We start from the raw sequence: 17,110 nt of genomic DNA, 5'->3' as shown, positions 1-17,110 counted from the left end.
GACCCTAGTGATAGCCCTATAATGGAAAGACGTATCAAGAAATCTTGATGCGTCAGAACATGTGGTCATACATGCTCTATGCGACGGGTAAAGCCGCACGAGGTCCCAAAAACTTCTTCAACGATCCCGAAGGGAATAAGCCAAAGCATGCACAAGGTTAAAGCTGTTGTAGCGCTCGCTAAGAACGAGCCCGTTACCGTAACGACTATTCACGTACCCGATCCCGGTCCGGGCGAGGCCCTCGTGAAGGTTCTTACCTGCGGTGTTTGCCAGACAGATCACCACTATGTTGCAGGCGGTGTGGGCGATGATTTCCCCTACCTGTTGGGGCACGAATCAGCAGCCGTAGTGGAGGCAGTTGGCGATGACGTGACCGATATTGTCCCCGGAGATCTTGTGATCCTCAACTGGCGTGCGGTCTGCGGTGAATGCCGTGCATGCCGTAAGGGCGAGCCGCAGTACTGCTTTGCGACCCACAACGCTACCCAGAAAATGACCCTGGAGGACGGCACCGAGCTCACTCCTGCTTTAGGTATTGGCTCTTTCGCCGAAAAAACCCTGGTCGCTGCGGGCCAGTGCACGAAGATCACCGCCGATATTTCTCCCGAGCAGTACGCCGCTATTGGACTGCTCGGGTGCGGTGTGACCGCAGGCCTGGGCGCCGTTCTCAATACGGGTGCGCTCAAACGCGGAGAGTCCGTGGCCGTTATTGGGTGCGGCGGTGTGGGTACCGCTGCAATTGCCGGGGCGCAGCTGGGCGGAGCAACGACCATTATCGCCGTTGATATTGATGACGATAAACTTGAACGCGCACGTCAGCAGGGCGCAACACACACCGTGAACTCCGCCAAGGTAGACCCAATCGAGGCTATTCGGGAGCTGACCGGCGGGTTTGGTGCAGACTTGGTGATAGACGCGGTAGGTATCGCCCCCACCTTCAAACAGGCTTTCGAAGCACGCGATCTTGCCGGGCGCGTGGTACTTGTGGGGGTCCCTGAGCCTGGCACCACCTGGGATATTCCGCTGGATGAGGTTTTCGGGCGCGGCGGCTCTATTAAGAGCGCCTGGTATGGTGACACCCTGCCTTCACGCGACTTCCCCGAGTTCGTGGACCAGTACCTGCTCGGCCGCCTCGATCTGGACGGCTTTGTCTCTGAGCGTATTAAGCTGGAAGACGTCAATGATGCCTTTGAAACCATGAAAACCGGTCGCGTGCTGCGCTCCGTGGTGGAACTTTAAAACCGGGAAAGGAACCCCTAATGACTGAAGCTATTGAACAGGTTGTTACCCAGGGGACGTTCTCACTCGACGGCGGCACCTGGGAAGTCGATAATAATGTGTGGATTATTGGCAATGACCAGCACGTGACAATCATTGACCCCGCGCATGACGTCGATAAAATCGCAAAAAAGGTTGCCGGGCGCACGGTCGAGAAGATTCTGCTGACCCATGCTCATGACGACCATATTCGCTCCGCTAAGGAAGCCGCCGAGCGTTTTAAAGCACCCGTCTACCTGAACCCTGAGGATCGGGTGCTCTGGGAGATGGTGTACCCCTCCTGGGACTTCGACGAGCCCCTGCACGACGGGCAGAAAATCAGTGCTGGTAATACCGAGCTACATGTGATCGCTACCCCCGGACACTCCCCCGGGTCGGTCTGTTTCTACACGCCCGAACTTAGCTGGGAAAACAGCGAAGGCGTACTCTTTTCGGGCGATACTCTCTTCAAGGGCGGTCCCGGAGCGACTGGGCGTTCCTACAGCGATTTCGACACTATTATCGAGTCCATCGAGTCGAAGTTACTCACTCTCCCTGAGTCTACGGCGGTTCTCACGGGTCACGGAGACTCCACAGGCATCGGTGTAGAGGCACCCGATCTAGACGCTTGGAAGAAACGCGGGCACTAAAAACCTCACGGCTCTTTTGCTCATATATGAGGTGGTACAGGTCTTCCTCTCGAAGACCTGTACCACCTCATTATTATTCATATGGGTAAGTCCTACTTGCTGATCAGCCGTCTAATGGCGCCAGTTGTTCCTCGTAGCGGCGGCGCCAGAGATACCCGTAAAGATGCCCCATGCAGAAGTACAGGCAAGCGGCAACGATCGGAACGATAAAGGCGTTACGGTAGTAGGGCCCGCTTCCCAGGTACCCTCCCCAGGTAGCACCAAAGGTAAGCCCTAGTGCCATAGCACCACTAATATAGAAGCTCATCTGGGTATCAGGAGTGCGTACCAGCACATGCGCCAAAGCTAATTTATGGCCGCCAACAACAATTCCTAACGCCACGCCGTAGATTGCTAGGCCTACCATCATCATTGATATTCGATCGACAGTAGGCAGTAAAAGTGCAGCCAGTGTGAGCACAACGCCGCTCGAAAGCCAACCGTGCCAAGGAACAATTTTATCTGCGCCTAAAAGCACCGGAAGCATAGTGATAACAGCCGTCCCCAAGCATATTGTAATCATCAAGGGGTAGAGCGATAATGCATTGTGATTGAGAGCGAATCCCAGCAGAGCTGAACCGATAGATCCGATACATCCGCTGATAACCATGAGCCCCAAGATCAGAACCATACTTATAGAATCTGAGGGTATCTCCTGTACATACGATTGTGCGGTTCCATCTGCTCGCTCCACGTCTGAATCTGAGGGGAGCGACTTTGGAGTTCTAGGAAGTACGTTGGGGATAAGAACGACAACAAATATTAACAAACCAGCCAATAAAATAGCCGCCCAGAACCCAGCGTTAATACCCATAAGGCTGTTCAGAAGCACCAAGACAAATGCAGCCAGAGGATACAGCGCCAGCTTTTCGACATTCGTCCATGCAACCATGGCAAAAAGCCACTCAGGATCAGAAGTTTTTGTGGGATTATACCGAGCTTCATGCACAATCACAGGCCATGGCGGAAGGGTGTAGCCCGCCAGCATACATGCCGCCGCATACTCAAAAGTCGTGACCAAAGCTGCGGTCTCCGTAGCCAGCATATTTGACAGATGCATGAGGTACAGTACCGCAGGAATATGCAGAACCGCACTGCCTCCTAATACGAGTCTAAGCCCGCAGTAACGCTCCAAAATCGGGGTTGTCGATATCTTGAGGGTATAGGCAAAGGCAAGAGCCCCTACAGCGTAGCCGCCATCATGCACTGTATGCAGATTTCGCGCAATTACCAGAAAAAGGGTCATACCGATCAGAGCAACAGGCACATGCATCATAACGTCAAATGCGCTGTAAAGAAATCCTTCTTCACGCCGTGTGCGGATAAGGTATCCTAGGCGAAGCCTCAACATTCCCAAGAAGCTGCGACCGTGAGCACGGGTCGCTTCTCGCAGATCGTATTCTTCATAGGGAACCACGGTATTTGTCTGGAGTCCAGATCTCCAGCGAGGTACTCCGGTCCCTAAAGAGCTATGCCGCTGTTGCGAGGGCTTGTTAGTAATGTGCGTACCAGACGCACCAGAACCTAACGGTGTAGGTGAGGTTCTCTCACCGCCGTCTCTTCCGGATGTGGTGGGGCGCATCCTGCTCTCCTTGGGGGTGTTTGAGGCCGGTCTTCTAACCATCTAAGTGATATCTCTTTGGATAGTTTACCCCCACATTCGTCCAAACCTAAACGTTAACTCGAAGAGTCGAGCCATTTTGTCGCTTTTCTATACTGACTTGGGCAGAAATACGCTCTTTCATATCTTCAACGTGTGATATAAGTCCAATAACACGACCGTTCTCTCGAATATTCTCCAGCGTTTCCATTACAAGCTCCAGAGTCTGCGCATCGAGAGTTCCAAAACCTTCATCAATGAAAAGTGTCTCAATCTCTATACCGCCGTTACGTGCTTGAACGACTTCGGCAAGGCCCAAGGCTAACGAAAGCGATGCGAGGAAAGACTCGCCGCCGGAAAGAGAACTCACCTCACGCTGGTCGTTATTCCAGTTATCCTCAACGCTAATACTCAAACCACCGCCGATACGCGCTCGTTTCTCTCGTTTGTCGCTGAGTACCAAACTGTAACGATTATCGCTCATACGCTGCAGATGCTCAGAAGCCACTTGCAAGACTTGCTCAAATTCACCGCCGAGCACATAGCTCACAAGATCTATCTGATGGTTTTTATCAGGATTGTCACCCCGAGCGATGCGCGCCAGTCCAGCGTAAAGATTGGCCTGCTCCACGGCGTGGGCTGATTCCCCTTGCCGTTCTTGGTAGTCCTGAAATAGAGCTTCTAAAGTTTCAATACCATTTGTACGAATACCCTCGCGTGTCATCAAAGTTTCATACTGTTGCTCAACATTATCACGTTCTTGACGTATGCGGGTAAGTTCTTCCTGGGAAGGAGCCTTCTGTCCATGCTCAATAAGCGTGGCAACGGTACGCATGGATGGTCGGTCAAGAGAGGCTTGAAGAGTGGCATGTTCTTCTCGATAAGCCGAAATAGCCTGCTCAAGATGCTGTTGCTGTACCTCCGTGAGAACCGCCTGCTGAACCGCCTCGAAAGTCTCGAAAACCGACCGTTCCAGACTTTGCTGTGCCTGATGGGCGCTCTCTGCGGCGCTAATTGTGGCGTCGTCAAGACGACGGCTCGCATCAACGGCACGATGCGCCTGCTCCACGTAGCTTTCAAGCATGCGTACCCGGTCGGCAAAACTTATGGTAGCTACCACCTGACAAAGTTTTTTCTCAAGCTTTTTCAGGGTTTGCTGCTCACTCGCCTGCTGAGTCTGCAGTTGGGTTAAAGATGTACGCGCCTGGGTCTGCTCTTCCGAAATTTTCTGAAGTTCAAGCGTCTCTTTTTCCTGTTGATGCTGCGCTTCACGCTTGTTCTCTAGGCTTTCTTGAGTTTGGTTATAGACGTTTTGTGCCTCTGCAACTTGACGCTGCGCTTCTTGAGAATCAGGCATGTGAGACTCGTTAAGTTGGTCCAAAACGGTCTGGGTTTGCGCCACGGAAGTAGCTGCTGCCGATGCTTTCTGCTGCTCCCGGTGGGCACGCTTCTCGGCGGCATCAATCTCAGATTGTTCCACTAAGGTAATGCCGCTGACGCTGGGCTGGGCCGGTTGCGGATGCTCCCGAGAGCCGCACACCATGCAGGGCTGTCCTTCGTCCAGCTCCTCTGCAAGTGTGAAAGCAACCTGTTCTAAGCGCCGTTTTTGAAGCCTCGTGTACTCTTCTGAAGCGGTGATAGATACTCGCTGAATTAGCTCATACGCCTGCACGGCCTGGTCGTGAGCAGTTTGCGCCTGCTCTAATTTTTCTGCATGGGCAGCGACTTCTTGCTGGGTCTTTTTCGCAGTTTCTAGGGCAAGTTGGGCCCGAGCGTAGTTCTGTTCAACATCGTGCAGGGAGCTTAGCCGCTTGCTAATATCACTGAGTTTTTGCTGGCTCTGGAGCTCGCGTTTCGCAATTCCTTCCACCGTCCGTTGCGCTTTCTCGGAGTCCCGCTTGAGCGCTGTAAGGGCTGCTTTTGCCTCTTCTAAAGCTTGTTCATCGTACTGGTATACCCGAAGCTGCGCCATCACGCTTGGAGCTTGATTGAGAACCCGTTGAAGATCCTGCGCCATGTCTATCCGGTACAGTGAAGCCTCAAGGTGCTCGGTGCAGTCCCCTAGGGCTTCTAGAGCTTGTGAGGCGCTGCTCCGAGCCATGTTCAGCGTATCCTGTGCGTGCTCGGCGGCGTGCATCCGGCGTTCCTCATCACGACGAGAACGTTCCAGTTCAGCCTCCACAGGGGCTGCTGCCCGAGAGTTACTGAGCGTTCGGCACTGTTTCTTATGTTCCTCTTCCTGGGATTCGTGTCGCATCCATGCCGACTGCAGTTTCTCATATTCCGTCCAATCCTGTATTCGCTGGGCTATGTCCTGCTGTTGCGCGGCAAGTTTTTCACGTTTATCTTTGAGGTCGGTCAGGGCGTGCTCATCCTGCTGTTCTTGCCGGCGTACAGCGTGAAGATGCTCCGTGAACCACCCCTCGAAATCATGCCGTGCAGTCTTAAGATCGGTCGCTAGGTCAAGCTTGGTATATGCTTCAGAAACTTCACGCTCCTGCGCATCAACGATATTTTTGTTGTCGTCAAGGTCTGTGCCGCTACGCGAAAGTCGTTCACATAGTTTTGTGTACGTCGTGACGGTCTGCTCAAGAGTCCTGTCTAAAGCATGTTTAATATCCTGTACAGCACGCTCACTAATCTGTTCTTTCTCTCGAAGCCTATTCAGTACCTGTTCATAGGTATCAACCGGAAAAAGCTGTTTAAGCAACGGAATTCGGTCTTTACTGCGAGCTTTAAGAAAATCGGCGAATTGTCCCTGAGGTAAGAGCATAACCTTCAAAAACTGTTCTCGGTTGAGTCCTATAAGGTTCGTCAGGTAGTCCGCCGAGTCTGCCATGCCCTCCGCGGCTTTACGCCAGGATTGTTCATCCTGCGGGTCTCTGCCCGAAATAAGTTCAGAAACTAAAGCCTGCGGATTTTCGAGGGTGGGTGTTCCTTTATTTTTCCCGCGTGTGATGAGCCGACGATACGCTGGGGTTCGGTCGATCCTTAGACGACGATTCTGTATGCTCAACTCCAGAAAAATATGGGGTTTTATTTCTCCAGGGGGCACATGGGTAGAGTACAAAGATCCTATATCACGCTCGGAAGAGGGCATTCCGTACAGCGCATAACAGATAGCGTCGAGTACGGTCGTTTTTCCCGACCCGGTGGGACCATTAAGAAGAAAAATACCGGCTTCGTTGAGGGCATCAAAGTCTATGACCTCTCGCTTGGGGTAGGCCATGAATGCTTCAAATTCTAGGCGATGAAAAATCATGCTGACCTCCCGCTGCTGATAACCTCATCAACAATATGTTCAAGGGCTCGGGTTTCTGCCGCTTCCAGCGGATTCGCCCGCACAGTAGCGTAGAATTCCTCGCACACATGCGCTGGGTTAGTGGTTTCGGTGATGCGCGGGCGAGTATTTGCGCGCGGTTGTTGATGCAGAGGCTCAAAAACGAACGAGGCAATATTCTCATATCGTTTACGGAGCTCGTCGAGAGTGCCTACCGGCTGCTTATCATCGCGCAGGATAATACGGCAAAAATACTCGGTTTCGTAGGGCGAGAATTCGTCACTTTCCATCAGTTCATCGAAAGTTCCCGTCAGGGTCTTGAGGGGCAGCCGAGTGCGCCATTCATGGGATTCAATCTGCACCTTCACGCACCCTTCGCGTGCTGTGAGGTTCAGCAAATAGGCTCCGTTCTTATTAGCTTCTTCGCTAAAGGAAAAGGGCAACGGCGAGCCGCTGTATCGTGTAAGATCCGTCACCGGATAGCGGCGATGAATATGTCCCAAGGCCGTGTAATCGAAGCCGTTGAAGAGCGCAGCCGGCACCCAGTCCACGCCGCCTACACTGATATTTCGTTCCGAAGAGGAACGCACAGATTCATTGAAGTCACCGTGCTCGCTCACGGTGGCATGGGCCATGACAATGGTGAAATCTGCGGGGTTCTCCCCTGCGTTCCGTTTCTCATTGTCTTCTCGAATTCGTGTGCAGACCTCTCCCAGCACGGCTGCATGGGTAGGGTCGATATCAAGCTGACGCCCATAGTATCGCGGGTTTAGGTAGGGTATGGCGTAAATACGCACTCGTATATCGTCTCGGGTAAGTTCTACCGGTTCAAATGTTTCCTTCAAAGTCGTCACAGGATATATACCCTGCCGCGCTAGAGTACCTGCCCCGTACCCTAACCTACGAGCGGAATCATGATTTCCCGCGCTCAGAACTACCTGAATTCCCGCGAGCCCCAGGCGGTCTAAAGTCTTGCCAAGAAGTTCGGTGGTTTCGGCGCTGGGGTGGGCACTATCGTACACGTCTCCGCTGATGAGGAGCACATCAATCTTTTCGGCAGTCGCATAGTCGATAAGTTCATCGATGAACTGCTGGTGCCATTCGTGCAGGCTGTGCCGGTGGAAGGTACGCCCTAAATGCCAGTCGGAGGTGTGCAGAATCTTCATAGTTTTTAGTATTGCATTGGGTGCTGGAACATGCACCCTGATTTCATCATGTACGTAACTTATGCCCGTATTTTGGCATTGTAGGGTATGGGATAATGTGCGTTATGGGTGATTTTACTCGGGTTCCTCATATTTCCTCTCCAACGTATGCCGAACGCCTTCGATCTGCCTTGATTGCGGGTACACTAGGCGATGCGTTCGGGTATCCTTTAGAGCTTCTGAGCGCCACCGAGATCGCGGAACGCCCGCAGAGCATCACAGCGGAAAATACCCCGCTGGTCTTTAGCGATGACACCCAGCTGATCTGCTATACCGTTGATGCCCTGACCGAGGTTTTGGAATGGAACAACCAAGGGGCAGCTGCCGATGAAGCGGCATGTCTGTGGCTCGCCTATCTGCGCTGGTACCGAGGTATGGGTTTCGTTTTACCCGAGAATGCTCCTTATGCTCTGCCTCGTACCATCGATCATGGTACGTATATGACCCGGAAGGAAGGTCCAGGGAAAGCAACTCTGCGTGCTTTAGCAAGTGGAGAGATGCAGACCGCTACGCAGAACATTAATCCTAAGGGGCTAGGTTCTGGTGCTCTTGTACGGTCGGTTGCATTCGGGTTTTTACCGGTGGAGCAGGAACGTACAGTTGTATCGTTGGCGGTACGTGGTGCGGCGCTCACGCATGGGCATCCGGAGGCGCTAGTTTCTGCAGCGGCATATGCTCTGCTGGTTCGTGATGTTCTAGGTCGGGTAACTTCGGACCAACCTTCACGATCTTCAGACATACTCGCCGCATCAGTAAAGACAATTATCAAGTGGTGCGGCACGGTAAATGCGGATGGTGTGTTTCCCAGTGACGGTTCGCAGACCCGCGATGTTCTAGAGCAGGCGCTTCGTCTCGGGAGCGGAGAACATCCTGTAGAGCCCTCTGCGGAGGCAGTAGCACAAGAGTTCGGCACCGATTGGATGGCTACGACGGTGTTGGGGATCGCCGTGTGGGTGGCGCTCTACGCGGAGTCGCGCGCCCGCGCCTCCTCCGGTCTAACCCGTCATATTTTGCTCGACGCTTACACGCAGGCCATATCGGTAGATTCCGATTCGGATTCCGTCGGGTCTGTGATGGGGTCTCTCGTGGCGCTCTGTTTTCAGCTCGGCGACTTGGTGGAACCGCAGATAAAACGTGTTCGGGGTCTTGATGAAGTGCAGGCCGTTGCTGAGCGGTTTCTCACTCAACTTGGACTATAGACTATATTTCAGGCAAACAATCGGCGCGAAGCAGCTATCCGCAGGACCATTCAAAAAGGACTTTCGAGAAGTCGCGGTTATTCAGCTGTTCCGGAGTCATCAGCCAGTTTGCAGTGCCCTGATCTCCCCAAACAGTAACAAATTTTTCGGCATCCTCAGAGAACATAGTGAGCAGGTTGATTGTGTAGTTATCGAGCCCATCATGCTCTTGACGCGGGTCCTGCTGGGTAAACTCGGGGTATCCGCCAAGTTTGTGGTAACTTCCCTGATCTATGTCACGGTAGAACATCACACTCGGGCGTTCCTCATCTGCGGGCGCGTATGCATCAACACCCGCGAAATCGCCGATAGGCTGCTGGGGGTATAGTTCATCCCACAACTCTACAAACCGGCTCTGGTAGACCCACCAATTCTGTGGGGTTATTCCTTCTGAGGCTTCTTCAAAGCTGAGTCCGATTTCCCATCCCTGATCCATGTGTACTGGCCAGGCCATAAATTCCACCTCGGTTTGTTTCTCTTGATCTGGCATAACAAGAGTGTGGGCACATGGGTTTGTTTCCTCAAGATTAGGATAATAGATCACGCGAGCATTGACCTGCGACACCGGGTTCTTCAGGTCGATGCCCAGTCCCAGCTCATCATACGGATCCAGCCAGAACTGAAGTATACCGATCTTGGGGTAAAGCTCATTTTGGGGTAACTCAGCACAGTTAATCTGCGCGACCATACCCAGCGGCCTACCGTTCTGGTTAGTGGGGGCCTGAGCCCCGGCGGGCAGGTACGGCACTCCCCCAAATTTAGAGGCGGTCACCGGCACAGTTCCCTGAACTGCGCGAGGAATGATGCGCACAGTGGGTTTACGATCCTGCTGGCTCAGCAGATGATTAAGGTGCTTGACCCGCTCAAAAATAGTGCTCATGGTGTATTTTCTTTAGCAGCTATCCCACGAATAAAAGACCTTCGAGAAATCTAAATTCTCCAGCTGCTCTGGGGTAATCAGCCAGTTTGCCGCTCCGGCATCGCCCCACATGATGGTTATGGTGTCACCTTCATCCGCAGAGACAAGAGTGAGCAGATTAATCGTGTAGTCTTTCCATTCCTCCTTGTCATCGCGGGGGTCCCAGTCGATATACTCGGGAACACCGCCCAGCTGGTGGTGATCAAGATCTTCATAAAAGGTGCTCGCAAGGTCATCGCCTTCAAGCCCTGCAAGTTCATCAAGATCCCAAGGACTTTCAATCTGCTCCTGCGGGTAGCGTTCATTCCACAACCGCGTAAATAACTGCCCGGTACTGTATTGTTTGAGTTTTAGCCCGGACTCTAGATTTTCAGGCTCGAAGCTTAGGGCGTATTCTCCGCCCAAAAGAGGCCATATAAAGCCATTATCCTCGGTAATGACTAGTTTATGAGCCTTCCTGTTCGCTTTTCCCAGCTTGGGATAGTAGATCACGCGATCATATCGTGATGAGGTGTAATCTTCCGTATCGGTCTCGATCGGGCTAATCCAGAACTGCAGCAGCCCCTCCGTCGGGTAAATACTATTCGGGGGCAGATCGACGCAGTTAATCTGCGCAATCATATGCAAAGGTTCACCGTTAACGTCTACGGGACCGTCCTGGCCCTTGGGCAGGTACGGCACTCCCCCGATTTTGGAGGCGGTGACCGGCAATGTCTTGTACTTAGCGAATTGTGTATTGATACGCATCGTGGGAACTTGATGTCCCACATTCATCTCAGCCAGTAAAGTGCGAGCCCGTTCTAGTATTTCTGTCTGTTTATCCGTCACGCGTTCTCCTCGTTGGGTTGGGTGCCCAGTATTATATAAAGATGACTCACACCTTAGCATGAAGCATTATCTTTACACCCGGTCGGAGAAGATACACGCCGGAGAATTTTGTGTGTACAGCCAGCTGGTCCTAAGTATTGGACCTTATGACCATTCGAAGAGAACCTTCGAGAAGTCTCGGTTCTTAAGCTGGTGCGAGGTCACCATCCAGTTTGCGGTTCCCATATCGCCCCACATAATGCCCTCATGGCTCCCTGACTCCACCCGTGATATAAGCGTCAGCAGATTCACGGTGTACTGAGTAAGAGCCGCATCACCATCACGCGGATCGCGTTGCTCGAAGAGGGGGTAACCACCAATTTTGTGATGGGTATAGCTTTCGGGAGTGCCCGTCATATCGCGTAAGGTCTTGATGGTGTCAGCACCGCCGTCGAACTTTCGAAGGTCCCAAATGCTTGTTATAAGCTGTTCGGGGTACATATCGTTCCAGATTCGAGTAAATTCCGAATGTGGGCGTCCGTCAAAAATCCATTCTTCATTACTCTGGGATTTGGCGATAAGACCATACCCATGACGTCCGCTGACCGGCCAATATAAGTCATCATAAGGGTTATTAACTATAAGTTCCGTTACGGCGGTACCGATCCCGGAGTCTGGCGCATCCAGAGTCGGATAATAGACAACTCGAGTTTTTTGTTGGCTGGTGGGATCGTCTAAGTTTAGCCCCCACAAGTCTTCGTGCGGATCAAGCCAGAACTGTAGGATTCCGGTTTCGGGGTAAATGTCGTTTGTGGGAAGCTCAGAACAATTAATCTGGGCAATAAGCCCCAAATTCTGTCCACTGCCGTTGGTCGGCGCCGCGGTACCAACCGGAACGTAGGGAACACCTCCAACCTTAGAAGCGGTCACTGGCAGAGGTTCTGATGTCTGCTGAGTGTCAAAGAAAATAACAGGCGATATCTGCTGTGCATTGATGCGGTCAATAACGTTCAGAGCTTGTTGTTCAAGAGCGGTCTTTTCAAGAATACTCACAGTATCGTCCCCTATCGGTGATGTGGATGTGGGATGCGGTTGTTGGTTGCATTTCCGGAAAAAATGCGGGTTCGTTATCTTGTGGTAACCACTACTTCTAGGTAATCACAGATAAACACGCTATGCCATACCTTGCGTTCCGTGTCGTGTACTTGCAGGGTCGACTTTATACGCACGAACATGCCTTAGATTTGCGTTGTTTACCACCGCCTTGTTAGCGGGCCCTTCCAAGCCGCAACAGCGCGGTATTCAAGGCTGCAAGTTACGCTCTTTCACCCTCAAGATAGATTTCAGTAGGGGCGTTTTCTATTCGCATACTGCTTAATTGTATTAAGTGTTATACGTAAGTGCGCCCATCAGAAAGGTCTGATGGGCGCACTCAACACGTTACGACTAGGGGGTATTGTCTCTAGTCTAGATAGTCACGTAAAACCTGCGAACGCGAGGGGTGACGCAGTTTCGACATGGTCTTTGATTCGATCTGACGAATGCGCTCACGCGTCACGCCATATACCTTGCCAATTTCGTCTAAAGTCTTCGGCTGCCCGTCGGTCATGCCGAATCGCATAGCAACCACGCCCGCTTCACGTTCGGAGAGCGTATCGAGCACCGAGTGCAGCTGCTCTTGGAGAAGAGTGAATGACACCGCGTCAGCCGGAACGACAGCCTCCGAATCCTCAATCAGGTCGCCGAACTCGGAATCGCCATCCTCACCCAGCGGCGTGTGCAGAGAAATAGGTTCGCGCCCGTACTTCTGCACCTCAATAACCTTTTCGGGAGCCATGTCCAGCTCTTTACCGAGCTCCTCGGGGGTGGGTTCACGCCCCAAATCCTGAAGCATCTGACGCTGCACACGGGCGAGCTTATTAATGACCTCAACCATGTGCACAGGAATACGAATAGTACGCGCCTGGTCCGCCATTGCACGGGTAATTGCCTGACGAATCCACCAGGTGGCGTAGGTGGAGAATTTAAAGCCCTTCGAGTAGTCGAATTTCTCGACCGCGCGAATCAGACCAAGATTACCTTCCTGAATAAGGTCAAGGAATAGCATTCCGCGGCCCGTATAGCGTTTAGCGAGTGAGACCACGAGGCGCAGGTTCGCCTCCAACAGGTGGTTCTTTGCACGCTTACCGTCATGGATCACCCAGCGCAGTTCCTTCTTGAGCTTCGGATCCATGTCGGGGTTGTCGGCGAGCTTGTGCTCCGCATACAGGCCAGCTTCAATGCGCATCGCAAGATCGACTTCCTGCTGCGCGTTCAGGAGCGAGACTTTACCGATCTGCTTCAGGTAGTCTTTCACGGGGTCAGCTGTTGCTCCGGGGGTAACGACGCGTTGAGCAGGTGCATCGTCATCATCGCTGGCGGTCAGCACGAAGCCAGAGCCTTTTGCCGCCACTTCTTCGGCAGCTTTCTTCTCTTCTTTTTTGGCGACGGCTTCTTCATCTTCGTCAGCGTCTTCGTGCTCTTCGCCGTCAACGTTCTCGGGATCTAGTTCGTCGTCAAGGTCAAGATCAAACTCGTCCTCGTCGGTCTTCTTCTTACGTCCACCGGTTTTACGTTTAGTGGTTGTTTTACGCGCGCGCTTAGACTTCTCTTCAGGCACGGCCTCGGCAGTAGTTTCGACCGAGTCCTCTGCATCAGATTTTGCGTCTTCTTGAGTTTTGGCTGCTGCGCGTTTCTTAGCAGGCGCTTTTTTTGCAGGTTTGGATGTGGCTGCAGTTTTTTTAGTGCGGGTTGTCTTTTTGGGGGTTTCGGCTACAGTCTCTTCAGAGGTTTCACCGGTCGCGGTCTTCTTGCTGGTTGCAGGTGCCACAAGAACCCTTTCTAACTCGTGTTGGGGTGCTTTGTCTGCAAAACACCTAAGACCCTGTCAAGTCTTGCTCCTCACATTACTGGTGAAAGCAGGGTTAGCGGAATAAATATAACCGCTAGATACTGGGGCTTATTCCCTGCGTTTTCACCTCATGAAGGCGCGCGCAAAAGCACAGACTTTACGGGGTCATCATCAAGTATGGCAGAATCTTATTTTCTTTCAAATAAGGCTCGCCTAGACAACCCTGTTTTATTCCCTGCAAACACAACGTTCGCTACCCTGCCTTGGGCTCAATCGTCTCTACCTTGGCGGCGGCTGCCTCGTGAGGCAATAGAGTACTGAAGTAAAGGTCGCCACGCCAACACCGCACGGGATCCGTAATCCAGAGCGGAAATACAGATTCTGATAGGGCCTGAAAAAGAGGCATATCTTCATCACAGTGAAGCCTAGCGATATCGGCGAGAATACCTGCATAGGTGTTTCCGCCACGTAGCCAATTTATCCAGGCTTGAAGAAGCCTCAGTCGACCATACTGTTCACCCGATTGAACCGCATGCACCAACAGATTACAGAGAACTTCGAGAGCGTTAAGACGGCTCCAGGCCGGTTTATAGTCCTTTGTTAGACCGCTCAGAAGTTCCACCATCCGGTCTATCTTCGTTATGTGTTCTTCCGGTCTGGTCTCAGACGAGTCGCATGTGTCGTCTAAAATCTGCTGTTGAAGTATACGATGCGTACGCCGTATCCAGTCGTGCCAGCTCACGCGACCGTGCCCGATACCTCCGATACGGGGGCTTTCGCCCCGAAAAGTTTGATAAAAGGTCTCCGGCAGCGTCGTGCGCCGACGAGTTGTTGGTTTGCCGTAACATAGCGGTTCCACCGGTTCGTATGATCCTTCACCGCATGCGGCATGCATACAGTCATATCCGTCTAGTACCCCCAATGCTTCCGGCAGGTCTTTAGCCGCTTGGTACAGTATAAATTCTGGGGTTGCCTGGGTATTCATGCTGCACAGCAGATAGCCGGCTATTTCGGGTGATATCAGCGAACGTAAACGATCCCCAAAACTTATGGCGTTATCGTGCTCTTCGGCGTTTTCAGGCGGATAGGTACGCATTACCCAGCGTACAGCCTCAAGGGCACTTTCCCAGTAGCAGAGTTCAATACTTTTCTGACGGTAGTAGCCGGGATGTTCTAAAACAGTATGCCGACCCGTAGCTCGGTTAAGTTCTTCTTCAAAGGTATGCATCCACAACAGACTTGCTTGTTCCCATTCTGTCACCTCATTCGTGGAGGCACTGGTTGCAGTATCCCAGAGGCATTGCGTATATGCAGACAGGGGTTCTGCGGATACTTGGCGTCCCTCATACACCCGATCGAGATAGTACGAGCTATGCATAATGTCTTCAATAGGGCCGCGGTAAGTGAGCGCAAGCTGGTTTTGATCAAGTGACCATCGCGATACGGACCCGCAGTACAGCACATCGTAAAGATCAAGATGAACATTGTTGCAAGCTGCGTAGAGTGTGGGCAGCCACTGGTTGAATGAGATTCCAGCGCGATTATCGATATACAAATCCGTATTGTGTAAGACAGTGCGTGTAGCAGGTGAAAGTTGCCGCTCTCGAGTTGCCGCATTGCCGCTAAAGATCAAAGCAAAGACCCCAGTAATGGGCTCGAACCCGTCAACGGTGGCGGGTACCAGATTCGCTAACGTATCAAAATATTGTTCTAGGTCTTGTTGCTCATCAGGAAGATTAACGCGTATACACGGCCCTACAGCATGCTTCGTCACGCTTAAAAGCACCAGCGATTCTTGCGGCCAGTACCCAAACTGATGCAGCACTAGAGCTATCAAGTCTTCTTCGGTATGTAAGCTATAGGTTGTCGTTAGGTTACTCGTTGTTGTCATATCTTTACTATGGCAAGATTGCTCACCTTAAAAGTTCGCAGACCAACTAACCTGTGGATAACCCAGGTGCATTCGCTTCGTTAGGACACATATTTCGCTTCTGTGGATAAGAATTAGCTGTTTTCTATCCAAATATTACGATCCATACCCACACGAGCAGCACAAGGCATACGTGACCCCTAAAAGTTTAGGGATGCACCCACCATAGCTTGAATTTTCTATGTTGCGTGCACCCCTGAGTTAAACCATGAGATCTTTTGAGCCTTACTTATTCTTCATGCTCCTCAAGGAATCGCTCAAACATGGCACCGATTTCATCACGTCCAGGAATCTTATGGGCGTCGCGCTGCGAGAGCGGAATAGCGACGTTTGAGGTACGGAAGTTTTCATCGTAATTCGCTTCCATCGTCGAAATCATACGCCCAATCTCTGGGTTCTCCTTGACCTGCTCATTAATTTGCCCATGAACAGTCCTCGCAGCCTCCCTAAGCTCATCACTCGGAAAAGCCAATCGGGTTGCCATACTCACGTGTTCAAGCGCGGTCAGCGTTCCCTGCGGTAAATCAGCATCAGAAACATACTGGGGAATATTAATACCGAATCCCACAGTGTCGAAGCCGTTCTCGGTGAAAAGAACCTCTAAAAGATTCGTCATATTAGCATGCAAATCAACTTTAGGACGCCATGGCGAAATCCCTTCAATGAGGTCTTTCCGAGAGCCATGCGCCGTCACCGGCATAGGACGTGTATGCGGCACAGGCATTGGAAACGCCGACACCAGCACCACAAGTGAAGGATCCAGCGTCCGCACAATAGACAACAACGCCTGCTGAAAACGCTGCCATTGATAATCAGGTTCTGAACCGGTCAAAAGCAAGAAAGGCTTATCAAGGGTATCTTCGACCGCATAAAGCTTCAGAGCAGGCATAATTGGCTGCTCAAAATGGTCTTTATTGAAGAAAATATGTGGTCTGCGGCTACGGTAATCATGAAGCTGATCCGTATCAAACTCCACAACCTCAATATTCTTAAGTTCCTTGAGAAGAAAATGTCCCAGCTGCCCCGCTGTGGATCCTGCATCCTGTGGGCTTGAGAGAGCAATAACCAGAGTGAGATTTTTCAACCGTGCATCATGAAGAATTTTATTATTCGCCAAATATAAATCTTCAGGGTTTAACATCTTCACTCCTTTCCCTCGCCGGGTTTAGTCTCTGAGCTTTTTATTTTAATGTATGTGTCTAACCGCAACAGTACTATTTCCTAGTCTCTCGCGCGAGGCGAACACTCGTAAAAGCGTTAGAAGAGTATTTTCACCGTACTGTTCGTCAAGATTT

General features: G+C 51.8%; 12 protein-coding genes. 3 read left to right on the top strand and 9 right to left on the bottom strand.

The window, feature by feature from the left end; translation table 11 throughout:
• The first annotated feature begins 147 nt into the window (after positions 1-147).
• Positions 148-1,239, top strand: a complete 1,092-nt coding sequence (locus HMPREF2981_RS07600; RefSeq protein WP_070662071.1) for an S-(hydroxymethyl)mycothiol dehydrogenase — start codon at positions 148-150, stop codon at positions 1,237-1,239.
• Between the two features lie 20 nt (positions 1,240-1,259).
• Entirely contained in the window at positions 1,260-1,907 is a 648-nt protein-coding gene (locus tag HMPREF2981_RS07595; RefSeq protein ID WP_070662069.1) for an MBL fold metallo-hydrolase, read from the top strand.
• A gap of 103 nt (positions 1,908-2,010) precedes the next feature.
• Here the strand turns inward: HMPREF2981_RS07595 and HMPREF2981_RS07590 are convergent, their stop codons facing one another.
• The 3 genes from HMPREF2981_RS07590 to HMPREF2981_RS07580 form a co-directional block, all read right to left on the bottom strand.
• The gene (locus HMPREF2981_RS07590) at positions 2,011-3,528 is read right to left on the bottom strand and encodes a hypothetical protein (protein WP_246825388.1); all 1,518 of its coding nucleotides are present in this window, start codon (positions 3,526-3,528) and stop codon (positions 2,011-2,013) included.
• Between the two features lie 88 nt (positions 3,529-3,616).
• Positions 3,617-6,808: an AAA family ATPase gene (locus HMPREF2981_RS07585; RefSeq protein WP_070662066.1), complete on the bottom strand. Its 3,192-nt coding sequence runs from the start codon at positions 6,806-6,808 to the stop codon at positions 3,617-3,619.
• Entirely contained in the window at positions 6,805-7,992 is a 1,188-nt protein-coding gene (locus HMPREF2981_RS07580; protein WP_048779032.1) for a metallophosphoesterase family protein, read from the bottom strand. The genes HMPREF2981_RS07585 and HMPREF2981_RS07580 overlap by 4 nt, the downstream gene beginning before the upstream one ends.
• A 104-nt stretch (positions 7,993-8,096) precedes the next feature.
• Here HMPREF2981_RS07580 and HMPREF2981_RS07575 point away from each other — a divergent pair, with 104 nt between their 5' ends.
• Positions 8,097-9,230, top strand: a complete 1,134-nt coding sequence (locus tag HMPREF2981_RS07575) for an ADP-ribosylglycohydrolase family protein (protein ID WP_048779128.1) — start codon at positions 8,097-8,099, stop codon at positions 9,228-9,230.
• 34 nt (positions 9,231-9,264) lie between these two features.
• On the opposite strand, the gene HMPREF2981_RS07570 is transcribed toward HMPREF2981_RS07575, so the two are convergent.
• From HMPREF2981_RS07570 to HMPREF2981_RS07545, 6 genes are all read right to left on the bottom strand, one after another.
• Positions 9,265-10,149, bottom strand: coding sequence for a YwqG family protein (locus tag HMPREF2981_RS07570; RefSeq protein WP_048752828.1), 885 nt, complete (start codon positions 10,147-10,149; stop codon positions 9,265-9,267).
• 12 nt (positions 10,150-10,161) lie between these two features.
• Complete coding sequence (locus tag HMPREF2981_RS07565) at positions 10,162-11,016, bottom strand: YwqG family protein (RefSeq protein WP_048752829.1); 855 nt, start codon at positions 11,014-11,016, stop codon at positions 10,162-10,164.
• Between the two features lie 144 nt (positions 11,017-11,160).
• Positions 11,161-12,048 carry a YwqG family protein gene (locus tag HMPREF2981_RS07560; protein WP_048752831.1) on the bottom strand — a complete coding sequence of 296 codons (888 nt, stop codon included), beginning with the start codon at positions 12,046-12,048 and terminating at the stop codon, positions 11,161-11,163.
• Between the two features lie 409 nt (positions 12,049-12,457).
• Entirely contained in the window at positions 12,458-13,864 is a 1,407-nt protein-coding gene (locus HMPREF2981_RS07555; RefSeq protein WP_048752832.1) for an RNA polymerase sigma factor, read from the bottom strand.
• Positions 13,865-14,138: 274 nt separating this feature from the next.
• Entirely contained in the window at positions 14,139-15,776 is a 1,638-nt protein-coding gene (locus HMPREF2981_RS07550) for a DUF4192 family protein (RefSeq protein WP_070662063.1), read from the bottom strand.
• A gap of 268 nt (positions 15,777-16,044) precedes the next feature.
• Entirely contained in the window at positions 16,045-16,956 is a 912-nt protein-coding gene (locus HMPREF2981_RS07545) for a PAC2 family protein (RefSeq protein WP_070662060.1), read from the bottom strand.
• Between the last annotated feature and the right edge of the window lie 154 nt (positions 16,957-17,110).

Origin of the sequence: Rothia sp. HMSC069C01 (assembly GCF_001814655.1) — a bacterium.
In the GTDB taxonomy this organism is placed as follows: Bacteria; Actinomycetota; Actinomycetes; order Actinomycetales; family Micrococcaceae; genus Rothia; species Rothia dentocariosa.
This window is presented reverse-complemented; position numbering and strand designations above follow the sequence as displayed.

Excerpts from the sequence above, each read along its gene's own strand:
- HMPREF2981_RS07590 (WP_246825388.1), bottom strand. The coding sequence starts at position 3,528 with ATGCGCCCCACCACATCCGGAAGAGACGGCGGTGAGAGAACCTCACCT.
- HMPREF2981_RS07545 (WP_070662060.1), bottom strand. The coding sequence starts at position 16,956 with ATGTTAAACCCTGAAGATTTATATTTGGCGAATAATAAAATTCTTCAT.
- HMPREF2981_RS07570 (WP_048752828.1), bottom strand. The coding sequence starts at position 10,149 with ATGAGCACTATTTTTGAGCGGGTCAAGCACCTTAATCATCTGCTGAGC.
- HMPREF2981_RS07580 (WP_048779032.1), bottom strand. The coding sequence starts at position 7,992 with ATGAAGATTCTGCACACCTCCGACTGGCATTTAGGGCGTACCTTCCAC.
- HMPREF2981_RS07595 (WP_070662069.1), top strand. The coding sequence starts at position 1,260 with ATGACTGAAGCTATTGAACAGGTTGTTACCCAGGGGACGTTCTCACTC.
- HMPREF2981_RS07585 (WP_070662066.1), bottom strand. The coding sequence starts at position 6,808 with ATGATTTTTCATCGCCTAGAATTTGAAGCATTCATGGCCTACCCCAAG.
- HMPREF2981_RS07575 (WP_048779128.1), top strand. The coding sequence starts at position 8,097 with ATGGGTGATTTTACTCGGGTTCCTCATATTTCCTCTCCAACGTATGCC.
- HMPREF2981_RS07550 (WP_070662063.1), bottom strand. The coding sequence starts at position 15,776 with ATGACAACAACGAGTAACCTAACGACAACCTATAGCTTACATACCGAA.
- HMPREF2981_RS07600 (WP_070662071.1), top strand. The coding sequence starts at position 148 with ATGCACAAGGTTAAAGCTGTTGTAGCGCTCGCTAAGAACGAGCCCGTT.